Consider the following 17,993-nt stretch of genomic DNA (forward strand, 5'->3'; position numbering starts at 1 on the left):
CATCGGTGCCGGGCGCGGCACGGCCTCCGCCGCGCGGCCGGCCGCCTCGTCGGCCTCCGTGCAGGGCGAAGTGCTGGGGGCCGGCGCGGGTGCCGGCGCCGGTCAGGCGCCCGGTGCTCCGCAGGGCCTGCAGGCCGCGGGCATGAACGCGCCGCAGGGCCAGGACACCTCGCTCTTCGCCGGCGGACGCGGCTCCTCCGCGCCCCCGCAGCGCGGCAAGCGCCGCGGCAACGCGAACGGCGACGCCGAGCAGGGCCGTCGTCCGCAGCTGCCGCCTCGCGGTGGTCCGCGGGCCGAGCTGCCCGGCGGCAACCCGCAGCCCCGCACGCCCAGCTGGAGCGACGAGAACGCGCAGCCCCCCGTGGCGCGTGCCGCGTTGGACGCCCCGCGCGGCCACGAGGAGCCGGACAGCTCCCGTACGGACCGCACGCCGCGCCCCGACGACCGGCAGGGTCCGGGATCGACCACCGAGATGCCGGTCATCCCCCGGCCCGGTGAGTCCCAGGGCCCCGCCGCCACGGCCGAGTTCGCCCGTCCGGACTTCGACGCCCCGGCCGCTCGCCAGGACGACCCGCAGAACACGGGCCAGTTCACCCAGCCCGGCCGGGACCAGTACGGCCAGGACCGGTCCGGTCAGGACCAGTACGGTCAGAGCCAGTCGGGTCAGAACCAGTACGGCCAGGACCAGTCCGGTCAGAACCAGTACGGTCAGAGCCAGCCGGGCCACGACCAGTACGGCCAGAACCAGCCGGGCCACGACCAGTACGGCCAGAGCCAGCCGGGCCAGGACCAGTACGGCCAGAGCCAGCCGGGCCAGGACCAGTACGGCCAGGGCGGCGTGAGCGCCCCGCAGAACGACCAGTTCGCGCGTCCCGAGCCGGCCGCCCCGCAGCAGAACGGCGGGTCCTTCGTCCGCTCGGACGTCTTCGGCGGTCAGCCCGGTCAGGCGGCGCCGAACGGCCCGGCCGCGACCGGCCCGTTCACCGGCGCCCAGGGCTACGACAACGGCTCTACCGGGCAGCACCGTCTGCCGGACCGTCAGGACCCGGCCGTCACCGGCCAGTTCGAGCGTCCCCAGGTCAACGGCGTACAGGGCGGCAACGACTTCGGTGCCCCGCGGCCGTCGGCTCCCTCGCAGCATCCCGTCCACCAGGAGCCTGCGGGCACCAACGGCAACTCCGGCGGACCCGCCGCGCAGCAGCACGGTGACGGATGGGCGCTGCCGCCGGCCGCCGGTCCCGGTGACGGCCGTACGCCCCTGTTCGACACGCTGGAGACCAACTGGTTCCACGGCGACCGCGAGGCGAGGGCGCAGCAGGACGCGCCGGCCCCGGAGCCGGAGCCGCAGGCCTCCCAGCCCCAGACCCCGGCGGCCCCCCAGCGGCCCGCCACCTCCGCCTGGCGCAGCTCGCCGAACGACGACCTCGTCCGGCAGGCGGAACGCGTCCGGCAACCGGCCGCGGGTGGGATCACCACCTCCGGCCTCCCGCGCCGGGTGCCCCGGGCCAACCTCGTCCCGGGAACGGCTCAGCAGCAGTCGCAGCAGAGCGGTCCGCAGGTGTCGCGTGCGCCCGACGAGGTGCGCGGCCGGCTGACCAATCTCCGTCGGGGAATCGCACAGGGCCGTCAGGCCGGTACCAACCAGACCGGCAGCTATCCGCGGCCCACTCACCAGCAGGAGCGTTAGTTGAGCCCGATGAGCCAGGCGGCACAGAACCTCAACTGGTTGATCACGAATTTCGTGGACAACACCCCAGGGGTGTCCCACACCGTCGTCGTGTCCGCCGACGGACTCCTTCTGGCGATGTCGGAGGGCTTCCCGCGCGACCGCGCCGACCAGCTCGCGGCCGTCGCCTCGGGGCTGACCTCGCTGACCGCCGGCGCGTCCCGGATCTTCGAGGGCGGCAGCGTGGCACAGACGGTCGTGGAGATGGAGCGCGGATTCCTCTTCCTCATGTCCGTCTCGGACGGCTCGTCCCTGGCCGTCCTCGCCCACCCGGAGTGCGACATCGGCCTCGTCGGCTACGAGATGGCGCTCCTGGTCGACCGCGCGGGGGCGGTACTCACGCCCGACCTGCGCGCTGAACTGCAAGGAAGTCTGCTCCACTGAACGGCCCCGGCACCACCCGTGTTACCAAATCACCGTCCGGCCGCCACAATCCCCCCACCGGCCTCGTCAGACGGCACGACTGACCAACCTGCTGTCCCGCCCGGAGGATTCATGACCCCGCCCACCGCCTCTCATGATCCGTACGCGGAGCCGTACGAGGACGAGGGCGACCAGCCGCTGGTACGTCCGTACGCGATGACCGGCGGCCGGACCAGGCCGCGCTATCAGCTCGCCATCGAGGCGCTGATCAGCACGACGGCCGACCCGGCAGCGCTCATGGGGCTGCTTCCCGAGCACCAGCGCATCTGCCATCTGTGCCGCGAGGTGAAGTCGGTGGCCGAGGTGTCGGCCCTGCTGGCGATGCCTCTCGGCGTGGCCCGGATCCTCGTCGCGGACCTCGCGGAGGCCGGGCTGGTCGCCATTCACCAGCCTGGTGGCGACGAGAACAACGGCGGTGCACCGGACGTGACACTGCTCGAAAGGGTGCTCAGTGGACTTCGAAAGCTCTGACGGAGGCCGGGCGACCACCTCCGCGAAGATCGTGGTGGCCGGCGGCTTCGGCGTCGGCAAGACCACGTTCGTGGGCGCCGTCTCCGAGATCAACCCCCTGCGCACGGAGGCCGTGATGACCTCTGCCAGCGCCGGGATCGACGACCTCACACACGCCGGGGGCAAGACGACCACCACGGTCGCCATGGACTTCGGCCGCATCACGCTCGACCAGGACCTGATCCTGTACCTGTTCGGCACGCCCGGTCAGGACCGTTTCTGGTTCATGTGGGACGACCTGGTCCGCGGCGCCATCGGCGCCGTGGTGCTGGTGGACACGCGGCGGCTGGCCGACTGCTTCCCCGCGGTGGACTACTTCGAGAACTCGGGTCTGCCGTTCGTCGTCGCGCTCAACGGCTTCGACGGCCAGCAGCCGTACAACCCGGACGAGGTCCGCGAGGCACTGCAGATCGGGCCGGACACCCCGATCATCACGACCGACGCGCGGCACCGCGCCGACGCGAAGAGTGCGCTGATCACGCTGGTGGAGCACGCGCTGATGGCACGGCTGCGGTAGGTCCACAGACGGTCGCAGCCAAGTCGGCAGGGTTCTACGGCACTTGTCGTAGGCGTAACGGAGCCGACTGTGTCCTTTGACACGGTCGGCTCCGCCGTTCATAACGTTTCGGCAGAGGAATCGGGTGGTATCAACACGCGACGCGGTCAACTGGTCTCACTGTGCGCACGGACGCCCCGTCTTTTGACGGGCCTCGCTCTTTATGACCGTTTTACGCGCGGCTTACATCACGTGTAACCCTCGCGTTCCACTGTTTGGAAGAGCGCTGGTCGCCGTGCTGGAATGCCAGAACTGCCCAATGGTCAAAGACGTACTCAGCAGTAGCGCGTACTCCATGACGAACTGGGCTCTGAGACACAGCGGCACGACGTATGTGCCGACCGCCGAGAGGTTGTTGGTCGAGTGAGGCGAAGCAAGAACAGTCCCGAGCCATCGGCCCGGGGCAACTTCACCCCGCCGCCGCGCGCAGCGGCGCCCGCCCCCGAGCCCGCTGCGGAACCCAAGGCCGTGCCCGCCTCGAGCGGAGGCCGCATCTCCCCGCGCAACTGGCGGGTGACCACCCGGCTGAACGCGATCCTGCTCATACCCGTGCTGGTCGGCCTCGTCATGGGCGGCTTCCAGGTGAAGGGCTCGATCGACACCTGGCAGGACGCCGAGGACGCCGAGAGCACCGCACGCCTGGTGCAGGCCTCCCTCGGTTACGCGGGCGCCCTCTACAACGAGCGCGACGTCACCGCCGCCCCGCTGCTGCAGGGCAAGGGCCAGGAGGACGCCGCCGTCGCCGAGGCACGCCGGGCGACCGACGAGGCGGCCGACGCGTTCGACGAGGCCGCCCAGGGCATGCCCGGCAAGGACGGACTCGAGCGCCGGCTGAAGGTGTTCCGCGAGCAGGAGCCCAAGCTCCAGACGCTGCGCGTGGCCGCGTACACCTCCAAGCTCAAGGGCGTGGAGACCGAGGAGGGCTACACCGGCATCGCCCACCCCCTGATGGAGTTCGCCAACGAGCTCGGTCTGGGCACCGGCAACATCACCTCCTACGGCCGTACCGTCTACGCGATCTCCCTGACCAAGGCGGCGCTCTCCCTGGAGCGCTCCATCGGCATGCACATGCTGATCAAGCCGGGTCCGGACCCCAGCCACCTCGCCAGCCAGCGCGTCGCGCTCTCCTCGTACGCCTACCTGGAGCGCATCGCCATCGAGGAGTACATCGGCGGCGGTACCGAGGCGGACGCGCAGAAGCTCGAGGACGCCCAGGCTCGGCTCAAGACGGACGGGGCGGCCATGGCCAAGGCGGCCAAGGCCAAGGACCCGGACTACGTGCCGCCGCCGGCCAACCCGACCACCATGGTCTCGGAGCTGGCCCGGCTTGACTCCACCGACACCAGTGCGCGGGCCGACCTGGCCGAGCAGGGCATCACCCCGGACAACTGGTGGGCGGTCAACACCCTCAAGTTCGACGCGTACGGCAAGATCGAGTCGGACCTCGCGGACAGGGCGGTGTCCGAGGCGTCCACGATCGCCGACGACGCCGAGCGGGACGCCTACATCACGGGTGCCGCGGTCGTGATCGCGCTGCTCGCCGCGTTCATCCTGGCCGGCATGGTGGCCCGCCAGATGAGCCGCTCCATGCGCCAGCTGCGCAACGCCGCCTTCGGCATCGCCGAGCAGCGCCTGCCGATGCTGGTCGACCAGCTCTCCCGCACCGACCCCGGCCGGGTCGACACCCGGGTCCAGCCGATTCCGATCACCACGACCGACGAGATCGGCGAAGTCGCCCGCGCCTTCGACCAGGTGCACCGCGAGGCCGTCCGGCTCGCCTCCGAGCAGGCTCTGCTGCGGGGCAACATCAACGCGATCTTCACCAACCTCTCGCGCCGCAACCAGTCGCTGATCGAGGGCCAGCTGAGCCTGATCACCGACCTGGAGAACAACGAGGCCGAACCCGACCAGCTGGAGAACCTCTTCCGGCTGGACCACCTGGCCACCCGTATGCGCCGCAACGGCGAGAACCTCCTGGTCCTCGCCGGCGAGGAGCCCGGCCGCCGCTGGGACCAGCCGGTCCCGCTGGTCGACGTGCTGCGCGCCGCCTCCTCCGAGGTGGAGCAGTACGAGCGCATCGAGCTGTCCGGCGTGCCGGAGGCCGAGATCCACGGCCGGGCCGTGACCGACCTCGTGCACCTGCTCGCCGAGCTGCTGGAGAACGCCACCACGTTCTCCTCCCCGCAGACCAAGGTCCGCGTCACCGCGACCCGTCTGCCCGACGGCCGCGTGATGGTCGAGATCCACGACAAGGGCATCGGCCTGACCGCCGAGGACTTCGCGGACATCAACCACAAGCTGGCCAACCCGCCGACCGTGGACGCCGCGATCTCGCAGCGCATGGGCCTGTTCGTGGTCGGCCGGCTGTCCGACCGGCACGGCATCCGCGTCCAGCTGCGCCCCTCCGGCGAGCAGGCCGGCACCACGTCGCTGGTCATGCTCCCGGACGCCATCACCCACGGTGGCGGCGGCGAACAGCAGGCGCGCGACGAGTTCACCGTCTCGCAGATCATCCCGGAGCAGGACTTCCAGGGCGGCGAGAGCTTCGGTCAGGTCGGTCAGCCCATGCGGACCGCCGCCGAGCTGGGCTTCGACGACAGCCGGTACTCCGAGGTCCCCGACGACATACGCGAGCTCGACCCGGTCGGCCGCTCGCTGATGCGCGAGGGGCGCCGCGCGGCCCTGGAGGCGCAGGCGCACCCCGAGCTGTCCGGTCCCGCGGAGCGCGGGCCCGAGAACACCGAGGCGTCCGGCTTCCAGGACCAGTTCACGGGGCAGCAGCCGGGGTTCGACCAGGGCCGGGGCGGCTACCCGGAGCAGCAGAACGGCGCGTACGACCCGCAGTCGGCGTACCCGGACCAGCAGCAGTCGTACCAGGAACCGCAGCAGCAGTCGTACGGCGAGCAGTACTACGCGCCGAACGGCGGTCTGCCGCAGAACGGCGGCTACCCGGCCGACGGCGGCTACCCGGACCCCTCCTTCGCGGAGGCGGGCCAGGACGAGCACCGGCCGGCGGGCTCCGGCGCCCAGGAGGCCTACCCGGCCTTCGAACAGCGGCGCTACCAGGACGACTGGCCCCAGCAGGACGGTCACCGGAACGGCTATCCGGACCAGTACCCCGCGGGTGCCCCGGCTCCGGAATCCGCGCAGGCCGCTGACGTGAACGGTGCGGACCGCGTAGGCTTCGACCGTCCGGGTCCGGCCCCCTCCGCCGCCCACGAGATGACCGACGCCGGTCTTCCCCGCCGCGGTTCGGCCGCGAGCGGCACCGGCGACGCGGGGCACGTGGCCCAGGAGACGCCGGCCACCGCGCCGGGGGCGGGCGGCGAGGACAACTGGCGGTCGGCGAACGACGACCGCTGGCAGCAGGCCTCGGCGCTGCGCAAGCCCAAGGCGGGCGGGGTGACCTCCTCGGGCCTGCCGCGACGGGTACCCAAGGCCAACCTGGTCGAGGGCGCCGCCGAAACCACTCCACAGGGAGGCCCCCAGGTCTCCCGCGCCCCGGAGGACGTCCGGGGCAGGCTGAGCAACCTGCGCCGCGGCGTCGAGCGAGGCCGCAGCGCAGGCAGTGAAACGAACGGCCAGGACACAAGGAATGAACACCGTGGTCCTGACAGCACCTACAACCAGGAGCGTTAGTGTGAGCCCGATGAGCCAGGCGGCGCAGAACCTGAACTGGTTGATCACCAACTTCGTGGAAAACACCCCGGGGGTGTCCCACACGGTGGTGGTCTCCGCCGACGGACTCCTTCTGGCGATGTCCGAAGGGTTCCCGCGCGACCGTGCCGACCAGCTCGCGGCCGTCGCCTCCGGTCTGACCTCGCTGACCGCCGGTGCCTCGCGCATCTTCGAGGGCGGCAGCGTGAACCAGACAGTTGTGGAGATGGAGCGGGGATTCCTCTTCATCATGTCCATCTCCGACGGCTCGTCCCTCGCGGTTCTCGCACACCCGGAGGCGGACATCGGTCTCATTGGGTACGAGATGGCACTTCTGGTGGACCGTGCGGGCACGGTCCTGACGCCCGATCTGCGGGCCGAGCTCCAGGGGAGCCTTCTCAACTAAAGGACAGACGGTGCGTTTTGACGTCCCGTGGCCGTAAAGTTTCGGGACGCGGCTTCCCAGTGTTGGATGCCAGGCACAGTCGGAGGAGGAAAAAGTGGCAACACCCCCAGGCGGTCCGTCTTCGGGCAACTGGTCGTACGGCCCTGGCCAGGGTCAGAACGACGGCTCGGCGAACGGATACGGCTACCCCTCCGTGCCGGGCCACCGGCAGCCGTACGCGCCGCAGGGCCCCGGCCCTTCGCCGTACGACCAGCCGCAGGCTCCGCGCATCCAGCCCGTGCAGCCGCAACGCCGCACCCCTGAGCCGGCGCCCGCAGGGGCGTCGAACAACCCCCTGGTGCGCCCGTACGCCATGACGGGCGGTCGCACCAGGCCTCGGTACCAGCTCGCCATCGAGGCACTGGTACACACCACCGCGCAGCCGCACCAGATGCAGGGCCAGCTGCCCGAGCATCAGCGGATCTGCAACCTCTGCCGGGAGATCAAGTCGGTGGCCGAGATTTCGGCCCTCCTGACGATCCCTCTCGGCGTGGCCAGGATCCTCGTCGCCGACTTGGCGGAGGCGGGCCTGGTCGCCATCCATCAGCCCGGCGGCGACGAGAACGCCGGCGGCCAGCCAGACGTGACACTGCTCGAAAGGGTGCTCAGTGGACTTCGCAAGCTCTAGCGGAGGGCCTTCCCGCTCCACCACTTCCGCGAAGATCGTGGTGGCGGGCGGATTCGGCGTGGGCAAGACGACGTTCGTCGGCGCCGTCTCGGAGATCAACCCGCTGCGCACCGAGGCCGTGATGACATCCGCGTCCGCGGGCATCGACGACCTCACCCACACGGGGGACAAGACGACCACGACGGTCGCCATGGACTTCGGACGTATCACGCTCGACCAGGACCTGATCCTGTACCTCTTCGGTACGCCCGGTCAGGACCGCTTCTGGTTCATGTGGGACGACCTGGTCCGCGGCGCCATCGGCGCGATCGTGCTGGTCGACACGAGGCGGCTCGCCGACTGCTTCCCCGCCGTGGACTACTTCGAGAACTCGGGCCTGCCGTTCGTCATCGCCCTCAACGGCTTCGACGGCCAGCAGCCGTACAACCCGGACGAGGTCCGCGAGGCGCTGCAGATCGGGCCGGACACCCCGATCATCACGACGGACGCGCGGCACCGCGCCGACGCCAAGAGCGCGCTGATCACTCTCGTGGAGCACGCGCTGATGGCGCGGTTGCGCTAGCCGCGCCGGGTTGCGCGACGCCCCCTGCGGCCACTGGGCCGCGGGGGGCTGTTTCGTTGCCGGGTGCGGGCGGCGTGCGGCCGGTCGCGCCCACGCGGCGGATCCGCACATCGACACGGCCCCGCGGCCCCTGGGTGCGCTGCCCAGCCGTCAGCTCATGCGTAGAGGCCCCCTCCTGGGCAGGAGGGGGCCTCTACGTGTACGGGTCAGGTCAGCGCCAGCTGTGCGGGGCGCGGAAGCCCGGCTCGCGCTCCAGGCGGCGCCAGCCGGCGCGGACGCGGCCGCCGCCGTGGCTGGGGGCGATCTCGGCGGGGCGGGCGGCGGCGCGGGCCAGGAGGAGGGCCGTGATGGCGGCGACTTCCTCGGGCTCGGCGTGGCCCTTCTCGACGCGGATGTCGGGAGTGGACATGGAGGGGGCTCCTCGGGTCACTGCGGCGGGTTGCCGTGCTTGCGGGAGGGCAGGTCGGCGTGCTTGGTGTGGAGCATCGCCAGGGACTTGATGAGCACCTCGCGGGTCTCGGCGGGGTCGATGACGTCGTCGACCAGGCCGCGTTCGGCCGCGTAGTAGGGGTGCATCAGCTCGGCCTTGTACTCCTTGACCATGCGGGCCCGCATGGCCTCCGGGTCCTCGGCCTCGGCGATCTGACGGCGGAAGATGACGTTGGCGGCACCCTCGGCGCCCATCACGGCGATCTCGTTCGTCGGCCAGGCGTAGGTGAGGTCGGCGCCGATGGACTGGCTGTCCATCACGATGTAAGCACCTCCGTACGCCTTGCGCAGGATGAGCGAGATGCGCGGCACGGTCGCGTTGCAGTAGGCGTAGAGCAACTTGGCGCCGTGGCGGATGATTCCGCCGTGCTCCTGGTCGACGCCCGGCAGGAAGCCGGGTACGTCCAGGAGGGTGATGATCGGGATGTTGAAGGCGTCGCACATCTGCACGAACCGCGCGGCCTTCTCGCTGGCCTCGATGTCCAGGACGCCGGCCAGGGACTGCGGCTGGTTGGCGACGATGCCGACGACCTGTCCGTCGAGGCGGGCCAGGGCGCAGATGATGTTGCGGGCCCAGCGCTCGTGGACTTCGAGGTACTCGCCGTCGTCGACGAGCTCCTCGATGACCTTGGTCATGTCGTACGGGCGGTTGCCGTCCGCCGGGACCAGGTCGAGGAGGGTGTCACCGCGGCGGTCGGCGGGGTCGGCGCACTCGGTGCGGGGCGGGTTCTCCCGGTTGTTCTGCGGGAGGAGGGAGAGGAGGTAGCGCACCTCGGCGAGGCACGTCTCCTCGTCGTCGTACGCGAAGTGGCAGACGCCGCTGGTCTCGGCGTGGACGTCGGCGCCGCCCAGGCCGTTCTGCGTGATCTCCTCGCCGGTGACCGCCTTGACCACGTCCGGACCGGTGATGAACATCTGCGAGGTGTCGCGGACCATGAACACGAAGTCGGTGAGGGCGGGGCTGTAGGCCGCGCCGCCCGCGCACGGGCCGAGCATCACGCTGATCTGCGGGATGACCCCGGACGCCTTGGTGTTGCGCTGGAAGATGCCGCCGTAGCCGGCGAGGGCGCTGACGCCCTCCTGGATGCGGGCGCCGGCGCCGTCGTTGAGGGAGACCAGCGGGGCACCGGCCGCGATGGCCATGTCCATGATCTTGTGGATCTTCGTGGCGTGGGCCTCGCCCAGTGCGCCGCCGAAGATCCGGAAGTCGTGCGCGTAGACGAAGACCGTGCGGCCCTCGACCGTGCCCCAGCCGGTGATGACGCCGTCGGTGTACGGCTTCTTGGTCTCCAGGCCGAATCCGGTCGCCCGGTGCCGGCGCAGCTGCTCGACCTCGCGGAAGGAGCCCGGGTCCAGGAGCAGTTCGATCCGCTCCCGCGCCGTCAGCTTGCCCTTGGCGTGCTGCGCCGCCGTCGCCTTCTCGCTCGGTCCGGCCAGTGCCTGGGCACGGATCTCGTGCAGTTCGGCCACTCGCCCGCGCGCGTCCGTCGGCTCACCCGGCGCCTCATCCAAAACGGTCATGTAGCGACTGTACGAAGCCGACCAAGGATTGCCAGCCGTCGACTCCGTACAGTCTCCGACGCGTTTTCCTGGTAGCACTGAACAGAACCCCTATGCCATGCAGCCATTTCGACTGCTCAGGGGGCCTCATGCTTGTAGGGGTCGCACAAAGTCTTCAGCTGAGAGTCACCTCACATTCGTGGGTGGTACATACCACCCCTGGAGTGACGCGGAGGTGCAGTCGGCGGCCCGTCGCGCGGATCTCGACCGTCCCGCCGGCCCGTGCCGCGGTTCGCACCGGTCGGTCCCGGAGGGCCTCTACGGGCTCGCGGGTGCGCGGTGGTCCGCTCACGCAGAGGGTAGCGGTACGGCCCCTTCGGTGGATCAGCACACCGGCCCCCGCCGTCGTGGTGAGCGGGCCCGCCGTGCCCGCCTGCCAGAAGTTCGCGGCGGTGCGGCCGAGTGGGGGAACCTCTGCCGCCCGGCACCGGTCGTCGTCGGCGCGGACCGTGAACCCGTGGGGGCCGGCATGAGGGCGTGGGCGTGGACGCAGACGACGCCGGCCGGGTCCGTGCCGTGGTCCGGGCAGAGGGTCCGTCAGGAGGTCGCGCCCGCGGCGCTTCCCCGGCGCGGGGTCCGCCAGGCGGCGGTACGGCCGCTGCGGGTGACGGTCCGCCGGGTTACGAAGGGGAGGCCCGACCGCCGTTCCGGTACACCTCCGTTCCGGTGCGTCCCGATCCGCGACGAGGTGACCATGCGCCTGCTGCTCGTCCATCCCAGCGCCCTGCTGTACTCCGAGATCTTCCTGCGCCTGGAACCCCTCGGCCTCGAACGGGTGGCGGGCGCGGCCCGCGAGGCGGGGCACGAGGTCCGGGTCGTGGACCTCCAGGTGCTGGACCGGGCGACCCTGCGGGACGAGGTGCGGTCGTTCCGGCCACAGGCCCTCGGCGTCTCGCTGAACTACCTGGCGAACATCCCGGAGGCGATCGACCTGGCGGCGAAGGTGAAGCGCGAGGTGCCGGGCTGCTTCGTCTTCTTCGGCGGGCACAGCGTCTCCTTCGTCGCCGAGGACGTGCTGGAGCAGGCGGCCGGCGCGGTGGACGCGGTGGTCCGGGGCGAGGGCGAACCGGTGATGGCGCCGCTGCTGGAGGCGGTGCGCGACGGCGGGGTGGACGGCGTCCCCGGGGTCGTCACCGCCGCCGGGCGGGGACCCGCGCCCCTGATGATGCACGGCATCGACTCCCCGCTCCCGGCCCGCGACCTGATGCGCAACCGGCGCCGCTACTTCATCGGCGAGCTGGACCCGTGCGCCTCCATCGAGTTCACCCGCGGCTGCCCCTGGGACTGCTCGTTCTGTTCCGCGTGGACGTTCTACGGCCGCAGCTACCGCAAGGCCTCCCCCGAGGCGGCGGCCGAGGACCTGGCGAGGATCCGCGAGCCCAACGTGTTCATCGTGGACGACGTGGCCTTCATCCGGCCCGAGCACGGCAACGCCATCGCCGCCGAGGTGGAGCGGCGCGGCATCCGCAAGCAGTACTACCTGGAGACCCGCAGCGACGTGCTGCTGCGCCACCCCGAGGTCTTCGAGCGGTGGGCGCGGCTCGGCCTGCGCTACATGTTCCTGGGCATGGAGGCCATCGACGCCGAGGGCCTGGACCTGTTCCGCAAGCGGATCAGCCCGGACGAGAACTTCCGGGCCCTGGAGGCGGCCCGGCGCATGGGCATCCAGGTCGCGATCAACCTCATCGTGGACCCGTCCTGGGACGAGGAGCGCTTCCGGGTCGTCCGGGAGTTCGCGCTGTCGGTGCCGGAGATCGTCCACTTCACGGTGATGACGCCGTATCCGGGGACGGAGATCTGGCACACCGAGTCCCGCCGCCTCACCACCCGCGACTACCGCCTCTTCGACATCCAGCACGCCGTGGTGCCGACCACGCTGCCGCTGGAGCGCTTCTACGAGGAGCTGGTGCGCACCCAGGCCGTGATCAACCGCAAGCACCTGGGTCTGCGGACGGCGTTCGGCGCGGCCCGCATCCTCGGCCGGAACCTGCTGCGCGGGCAGACGAACTTCGCCCGCATGCTGTGGAAGTTCAACCAGGTCTACAACCCGCGCCGCCAGTTCGCGGACCACGGCATGCCCGTGCGGTACGAACTCCCGCTGCCCCGGCCGGTCGACGTCGGTGACCGGCGGCAGTTGTACGTCCACACGCGGCCGGCACCGCAGGCTTCGCCGCCACGCCGTGCGTAACCATTGAAGGGTGAACGGAATAGGTCTACAGTCGTGACCGTTGGAGTGGTTGAACATTCAACATCACGATCGACCTTTCCCGGAGGCCACCATGACCACCACCGCCGACCTCGCCACCCTGACCGGCGAGTACACGATCGACCCCGCCCACACGACGATCGGCTTCACCGCGCGCCACGCCATGGTCACCAACGTCAAGGGCAAGTTCCTCGACTTCAGCGGAACACTCCACCTGGACGGCACCGACCCGACCCGTTCCACGGCGTCCCTCGACATCACGATGGACAGCATCGACACGGGCTCCGCCGACCGTGACGGCCACCTCAAGAGCGCGGACTTCTTCAAGACGGACGAGTTCCCGCGGATGACCTTCCGGTCCACCGGGGCGGAGGCCCTCGGCGGCGACGACTACCGCATCACCGGCGACCTCACGATCCTCGGCACCACCAGGCCGCTCACCATCGACCTCGAGTTCAACGGCGCCGCCAAGGACCCCTTCGGCAACGAGCGCGTCGGCTTCGAGGGCAAGGCCGAGATCAAGCGCTCCGAGTGGGGACTCACCTGGAACGCGGCGCTGGAGACCGGTGGCGTGCTCGTCTCCGACAAGATCAAGCTGAACTTCGACATCTCCGCGATCAAGCAGGCCTGACGCCGCGCGCTCCCCCGGGAGCGGCGAAGTCCACGTCGACGGCGGCCCGGACCCGGATACTCCGGCCGGGCCGGCCGAGCGTCCGGTGGACCGCGTCGTACCGGGCGATCGAGCGGTGCCGGTTTTCTCGGTCGTGTTCCCCGCCGAATCGCGTTAGCCTGCCCTCCGTGAACAGTCCCGAAGCTTCCAGACTCCGGCCACCGGCTCTCCGGTGGCTGTTCGTGATGTCGGGCTGAGGGGCGCGCTCCGCGCGTACCCGGAGTCGTCGTTGTCGTGATCGCCGCCGGACTGCCGTCCGCCGTGTCATGTTCGCCATCGACTTCGGGGTGCGGAGTTTCTTCATGCCGTTCGCAATCCTTCTGCTGGGCCTTGCCGTGTTCGCCCAGGGAACGTCCGAGTTCATGCTGTCCGGGCTGGTGCCGGACATCGCGAGGGACCTGCAGGTCACCGTCCCGGCGGCGGGGGCGCTGACCTCCGCCTTCGCGGTGGGGATGGTCGTCGGGGCGCCGCTGATGGCGGCGCTGGGACGGCGGTGGTCGCGGCGGGGTGCCCTGCTGGGCTTCCTCTGCGTCTTTCTCGCCGTCCATGTCGTCGGTGCCGTCACCGACGGTTTCGGAGTGCTGCTCGCCACCCGGGTGGTCGGGGCACTCGCCAACGCCGGGTTCCTGGCCGTCGCCCTGGTGACCGCCACGGGCATGGTCGGGCCGGAGGCCAAGGGGCGGGCCACGTCCACGCTGCTGGGCGGGGTCACGCTGGCCTGCGTGGTCGGGGTGCCCGCCGGGGCGCTGCTCGGGCAGGTGTGGGGCTGGCGCTCGGCGTTCTGGGCGGTGGCCCTGCTGACGGTGCCGGCCGTGGTGGCGGTGGCCCGGTCCGTTCCGGGCGGGGCCGCGGACACCACGCGTCCGCCGCTGCGGGGCGAGCTGGCGGCACTGCGCGGCCCTCGCCTCCTGGTCACGCTGCTGCTGGGTGCCCTGGTCAACGGAGCCACCTTCTGTACGTTCACCTATCTCGCGCCGCTGGCCACCGAGGTCGGCGGGCTCGACGACGCGTGGGTGCCCGGGGTGCTGGCGTTGTTCGGGGCGGGGTCGTTCGTCGGGGTGAGTGTGGGCGGGCGGTTCGCCGACCGGCGCCCGGTGCTGGTGGTGACGGCGGGCGGGGCCGCGCTGGGCGCCGGGTGGTGCGTGCTGGCGCTCGGTGCCGGAGACCCGGTCCTGCTGCTCGGGCTCGTGTTCCTGCTGGGCGCCCTGGCCTTCGGGGTCGGTTCCACGCTGATCTCCCAGGTGCTGTACGCGGCACCGGGCGCCCCCACGCTGGCCGGGGGCTTCGCGACGGCCGCGTTCAACGTGGGGGCGGCGTTGGGGCCGTGGGCCGGGGGCGCGGCGATCGGCGCCGGGTTCGGATACCGGTCCCCGGTGTGGGTCAGCGCGGGGCTCGTCGCGTCCGCCGCCGTCGCTCTCGCCCTCGCGGCGTCGGCTGCCCGTTCCGGTCGGACGGCGTACCGGACGACGACGCCGGTCTGATCCCCGGAGCCGCCCTCGCCAGGGCGCCGGCGGAGGCGCCGCACGGCCACCCGGTCAGAAGCCTCCGCCGAAGTCCCCTCCGCCGCCGAAGCCGCCCCCGAAGTCGCCGGGGTCGAAGTCGGCGCCGGAGACGTCGCCGCCCTCGTGGCCGCCGAAGTCGCCGTAACCGGCACCGTAACCGGCTCCGTAGGCGGGGCCCGCCATCATGCTGCCCAGCATGGTGCCGACCAGCAGGCCGGGCAGGATGCCGCCGCCGAAGTAGCCGCCGGCCCAGGGGCCGTAGGCCGGGCCCGCGTCCCAGTAGGGGCGGCGGCCGTACTCGGTGTCCACCTCGCGGATCATCGGGTCCCGTCCGTCGGAGAGGCGGGTCCGGTCGGCGGCGCAGACCGGGACCTGGCGGGTGGCGCCGCCCGGCGGGGTCCAGGTGACGTCGGCGACCGACGGACCGTGGCGCGGGTCGAAGAAGCAGGGCGGGCGGCGTTCGGGCAGGGCCCTGCCCTCGCGGCGGGCCGAGAGTTGCGCCAGCGAGAAGCGGCCGTCCTCCAGGGCCTGGGTCACGGCGCGGACGTCCTCCGGTCCACGGGCGTCCGCCATGAACGTCTTGGCCTGCTCGTAGGCGTCGAGGGCGTGTGCGTAGTCGGTGCGCATCGCGTCGTCGGCGCGCGGTTCCGCAGGGTGGAAGTCCAGGCGGTCGAGTTCCTCGCCGAACGCCGTGATGTCCTCGTCGACCACGACCCGCAGCCTCTCCAGTGCCTCCCGCTGCTCCTCCTCCCGGCGGCGCCGGTTGCGCCGGGAGAGCGCGTAGACGCCCGCACCGCCGACGGCCACGACCGCACCGGCGGTGATCAGGGCACCGGTCGGCACGGAGGCGTCGCCCGCGTCCCAGGACGAGGGTCCGGAGCCGCGCACGCTGCGCAGCGCGTCGTCGACGAAGTCGTTCAGCTGGGCCTTGGCGTCGCCCGCGCCCTGCACGGCCGTGACCAGGTTGTTCACGCCCTGGCGGCTCAGCACGCTGCTGTCGGCGCGCGCGTCGAAGCGGTCGCCGAGGCGGACGCCGTACAGGCCGGTGACTCCGGTCTCAGTGCGGAGGTTCTGGAACAGGTTCTGGGTCGGGTAGTCCGCCGGGAGGACCGCCACGAAGACGGGTTCGTCCGAGTCCTCGATCTTGTCGGCGAGGGCCTCCGCGTCCGCCGACGACAGCAGGTCGGAGGCGGCCGGGTCCACGTACACGGGACTCTCGCGCAGGGCGGCGCCGATCTCGGAGACGTCGGTGGCCGCCTGCGCCCCGGACGCGCCGGGCGCACCGGCCATCAGCACCGCCAGCGCGGCGACGACCGGCGCGACCAGGAGGCGTATGAGGACTCGAACACGTATGTCCGCCATACGTTCGAAAATACCCGAATCGCCCTCAATAAGACATCGGTGCGGGCGGGGAAAACCGGCTCACCCGGCGGGCGTGACCCCCGCCCGCAGCAGCCCGTACGTGTACGCGTCCTGCAGGGCCTGCCAGGAGGCGGCGATGACGTTCTCCGCGACGCCCACCGTGGACCACTCCCCCGTCCCGTCGCTCGTGGAGATGAGGACCCTCGTCGTGGACTGGGTGCCGTGCACGCCCTCCAGGATGCGGACCTTGTAGTCGACGAGGTCGAGCTTGGCCAGCTCCGGGTAGATCTTCTCCAGGGCGACGCGCAGGGCGCGGTCCAGGGCGTTGACCGGGCCGTTGCCCTCCGCCGTGGCGACGATGCGCTCCCCCTTGGCCCAGAGCTTGACCGTGGCCTCGTTGGCGTGGGTGCCGTCGGGGCGGTCCTCGGCGATGGAGCGCCAGGACTCGACGTCGAAGTACTTGAGGGGGCTGCCCTCGGCCTCCGCGCGCAGCAGGAGTTCGAAGCTCGCGTCGGCGGCCTCGTACGTGTAGCCCGCCAGCTCGCGTTCCTTCACGCGCTCGACGACCCGGCCGACCAGTTCGCGGTCGCCGCCCAGGTCGATGCCGAGTTCCTTGCCCTTGAGCTCGATGGAGGCGCGGCCGGCCATGTCGGAGACCAGCATCCGCATGGTGTTGCCGACCAGCTCGGGGTCGATGTGCTGGTACAGGTCCGGGTCGACCTTGATGGCGGAGGCGTGCAGGCCGGCCTTGTGGGCGAAGGCGGAGACGCCGACGTAGGGCTGGTGGGTGGAGGGGGTGAGGTTGACGACCTCGGCGATGGCGTGGGAGATGCGGGTCATCTCGCGGAGCCGGCCCTCGGGCAGGACCTGCTTGCCGTACTTCAGCTCCAGGGCGGCCACGACCGGGAACAGGTTGGCGTTGCCGACGCGCTCGCCGTAGCCGTTGGCCGTGCACTGGACGTGGGTCGCGCCCGCGTCGACCGCGGCGAGGGTGTTGGCGACGGCGCAGCCGGTGTCGTCCTGGGCGTGGATGCCGAGCCGGGCGCCGGTGTCGGCCAGCACGGTGGCGACCACGGCCTGGATCTGCGCCGGGAGCATGCCGCCGTTGGTGTCGCAGAGGATGACGACGTCGGCGCCCGCTTCCGAGGCGGCACGGACGACGGCCTTGGCGTACTCGGGGTTGGCGCGGTAGCCGTCGAAGAAGTGCTCGCAGTCGACGAAGACCCGGCGGCCCTGTGCGACGAGGTGGGAGACGGTGTCCCGCACCATCGCCAGGTTCTCGTCGAGCGTGGTGCGCAGGGCGAGCTCGACGTGCCGGTCGTGGGACTTGGCGACCAGGGTGATCACCTCGGCGCCGGACTCCAGCAGTGCCCTGACCTGGTGGTCCTCGGCGGCGGTGGCGCCCGCGCGGCGCGTGGAGCCGAAGGCGACCAGCTGGGCGTGCTGGAAGTCGATCTCCTCGCGGGCACGGGCGAAGAACTCGGTGTCCCGCGGGTTGGCGCCGGGCCAGCCGCCCTCGATGAAGCCCACCCCGAAGTCGTCCAGGTGCCGTGCGATGGCCAGCTTGTCCGCGACCGTGAGGTTGATGCCCTCGCGCTGCGCGCCGTCGCGCAGGGTGGTGTCGAAGACGTGGAACGAATCGTCGAGTTCGCTGGTTGCGGTCATGATCTGAAGGCTCCTGTAGGGGATCTCGGTCT

At 71.3% G+C, this 17,993-nt stretch carries 15 protein-coding genes and 1 pseudogene; 11 read left to right on the plus strand and 5 right to left on the minus strand.

All coding sequences use genetic code 11. The features are described 5' to 3' along the window. The 8 genes and pseudogenes from ACP4J0_RS21115 to ACP4J0_RS21150 form a co-directional block, all read left to right on the plus strand. Positions 1–1,687: pseudogene (locus ACP4J0_RS21115) on the plus strand (nitrate- and nitrite sensing domain-containing protein); the annotation flags it as partial. Between the two features lie 9 nt (positions 1,688–1,696). After that, the gene (locus ACP4J0_RS21120) at positions 1,697–2,110 is read left to right on the plus strand and encodes a roadblock/LC7 domain-containing protein (RefSeq protein ID WP_003993189.1); all 414 of its coding nucleotides are present in this window, start codon (positions 1,697–1,699) and stop codon (positions 2,108–2,110) included. A 111-nt stretch (positions 2,111–2,221) separates the two neighbouring features. Continuing rightward, complete coding sequence (locus tag ACP4J0_RS21125; RefSeq protein ID WP_003973454.1) at positions 2,222–2,620, plus strand: DUF742 domain-containing protein; 399 nt, start codon at positions 2,222–2,224, stop codon at positions 2,618–2,620. Then, positions 2,601–3,176, plus strand: coding sequence for a GTP-binding protein (locus tag ACP4J0_RS21130; protein ID WP_426522086.1), 576 nt, complete (start codon positions 2,601–2,603; stop codon positions 3,174–3,176). The genes ACP4J0_RS21125 and ACP4J0_RS21130 overlap by 20 nt, the downstream gene beginning before the upstream one ends. A 402-nt stretch (positions 3,177–3,578) precedes the next feature. After that, entirely contained in the window at positions 3,579–6,854 is a 3,276-nt protein-coding gene (locus ACP4J0_RS21135; protein ID WP_426600219.1) for a nitrate- and nitrite sensing domain-containing protein, read from the plus strand. A gap of 10 nt (positions 6,855–6,864) precedes the next feature. Beyond that, on the plus strand, positions 6,865–7,278 hold the full coding sequence (locus tag ACP4J0_RS21140) for a roadblock/LC7 domain-containing protein (protein ID WP_055421938.1): 414 nt from the start codon (positions 6,865–6,867) through the stop codon (positions 7,276–7,278). A 94-nt stretch (positions 7,279–7,372) separates the two neighbouring features. Further along, complete coding sequence (locus tag ACP4J0_RS21145; RefSeq protein ID WP_426522088.1) at positions 7,373–7,945, plus strand: DUF742 domain-containing protein; 573 nt, start codon at positions 7,373–7,375, stop codon at positions 7,943–7,945. Next, positions 7,926–8,507, plus strand: coding sequence for a GTP-binding protein (locus ACP4J0_RS21150; protein ID WP_009314218.1), 582 nt, complete (start codon positions 7,926–7,928; stop codon positions 8,505–8,507). The genes ACP4J0_RS21145 and ACP4J0_RS21150 overlap by 20 nt, the downstream gene beginning before the upstream one ends. A 211-nt stretch (positions 8,508–8,718) precedes the next feature. Here ACP4J0_RS21150 and ACP4J0_RS21155 read toward each other — a convergent pair whose 3' ends face one another. The 3 genes from ACP4J0_RS21155 to ACP4J0_RS21165 all read right to left on the minus strand — a co-directional run bounded on the left by ACP4J0_RS21155 (position 8,719) and on the right by ACP4J0_RS21165 (position 11,271). After that, the gene (locus ACP4J0_RS21155; RefSeq protein WP_426600220.1) at positions 8,719–8,916 is read right to left on the minus strand and encodes an acyl-CoA carboxylase epsilon subunit; all 198 of its coding nucleotides are present in this window, start codon (positions 8,914–8,916) and stop codon (positions 8,719–8,721) included. A gap of 17 nt (positions 8,917–8,933) precedes the next feature. Further along, entirely contained in the window at positions 8,934–10,517 is a 1,584-nt protein-coding gene (locus tag ACP4J0_RS21160) for an acyl-CoA carboxylase subunit beta (protein ID WP_426600221.1), read from the minus strand. A 154-nt stretch (positions 10,518–10,671) separates the two neighbouring features. Next, positions 10,672–11,271, minus strand: coding sequence for a polysaccharide lyase beta-sandwich domain-containing protein (locus ACP4J0_RS21165; RefSeq protein ID WP_426600222.1), 600 nt, complete (start codon positions 11,269–11,271; stop codon positions 10,672–10,674). Between ACP4J0_RS21165 and hpnR the strand changes: the two genes are divergently transcribed. The 3 genes from hpnR (at position 11,251) to ACP4J0_RS21180 (ending at position 14,913) form a co-directional block, all read left to right on the plus strand. Next, positions 11,251–12,744, plus strand: a complete 1,494-nt coding sequence (gene hpnR, locus ACP4J0_RS21170; RefSeq protein ID WP_426600223.1) for a hopanoid C-3 methylase HpnR — start codon at positions 11,251–11,253, stop codon at positions 12,742–12,744. The two genes, ACP4J0_RS21165 and hpnR, sit on opposite strands and share 21 nt — an antisense overlap. 91 nt (positions 12,745–12,835) lie before the next feature. Beyond that, positions 12,836–13,393, plus strand: coding sequence for a YceI family protein (locus ACP4J0_RS21175; protein WP_426600224.1), 558 nt, complete (start codon positions 12,836–12,838; stop codon positions 13,391–13,393). 341 nt (positions 13,394–13,734) lie between these two features. Continuing rightward, positions 13,735–14,913: a Cmx/CmrA family chloramphenicol efflux MFS transporter gene (locus ACP4J0_RS21180; protein WP_426600225.1), complete on the plus strand. Its 1,179-nt coding sequence runs from the start codon at positions 13,735–13,737 to the stop codon at positions 14,911–14,913. Between the two features lie 54 nt (positions 14,914–14,967). Here ACP4J0_RS21180 and ACP4J0_RS21185 read toward each other — a convergent pair whose 3' ends face one another. Both ACP4J0_RS21185 and cimA read right to left on the minus strand, forming a co-directional pair. After that, positions 14,968–16,296: a hypothetical protein gene (locus tag ACP4J0_RS21185; RefSeq protein ID WP_426600226.1), complete on the minus strand. Its 1,329-nt coding sequence runs from the start codon at positions 16,294–16,296 to the stop codon at positions 14,968–14,970. A gap of 60 nt (positions 16,297–16,356) precedes the next feature. Further along, a complete protein-coding gene (gene cimA, locus ACP4J0_RS21190; RefSeq protein ID WP_426600227.1) occupies positions 16,357–17,961 on the minus strand; it encodes a citramalate synthase in 1,605 nt (534 codons plus the stop codon). Between the last annotated feature and the right edge of the window lie 32 nt (positions 17,962–17,993).

It is taken from the genome of Streptomyces sp. WG7 (assembly GCF_049975785.1).
Taxonomy (GTDB): domain Bacteria; phylum Actinomycetota; class Actinomycetes; order Streptomycetales; family Streptomycetaceae; genus Streptomyces.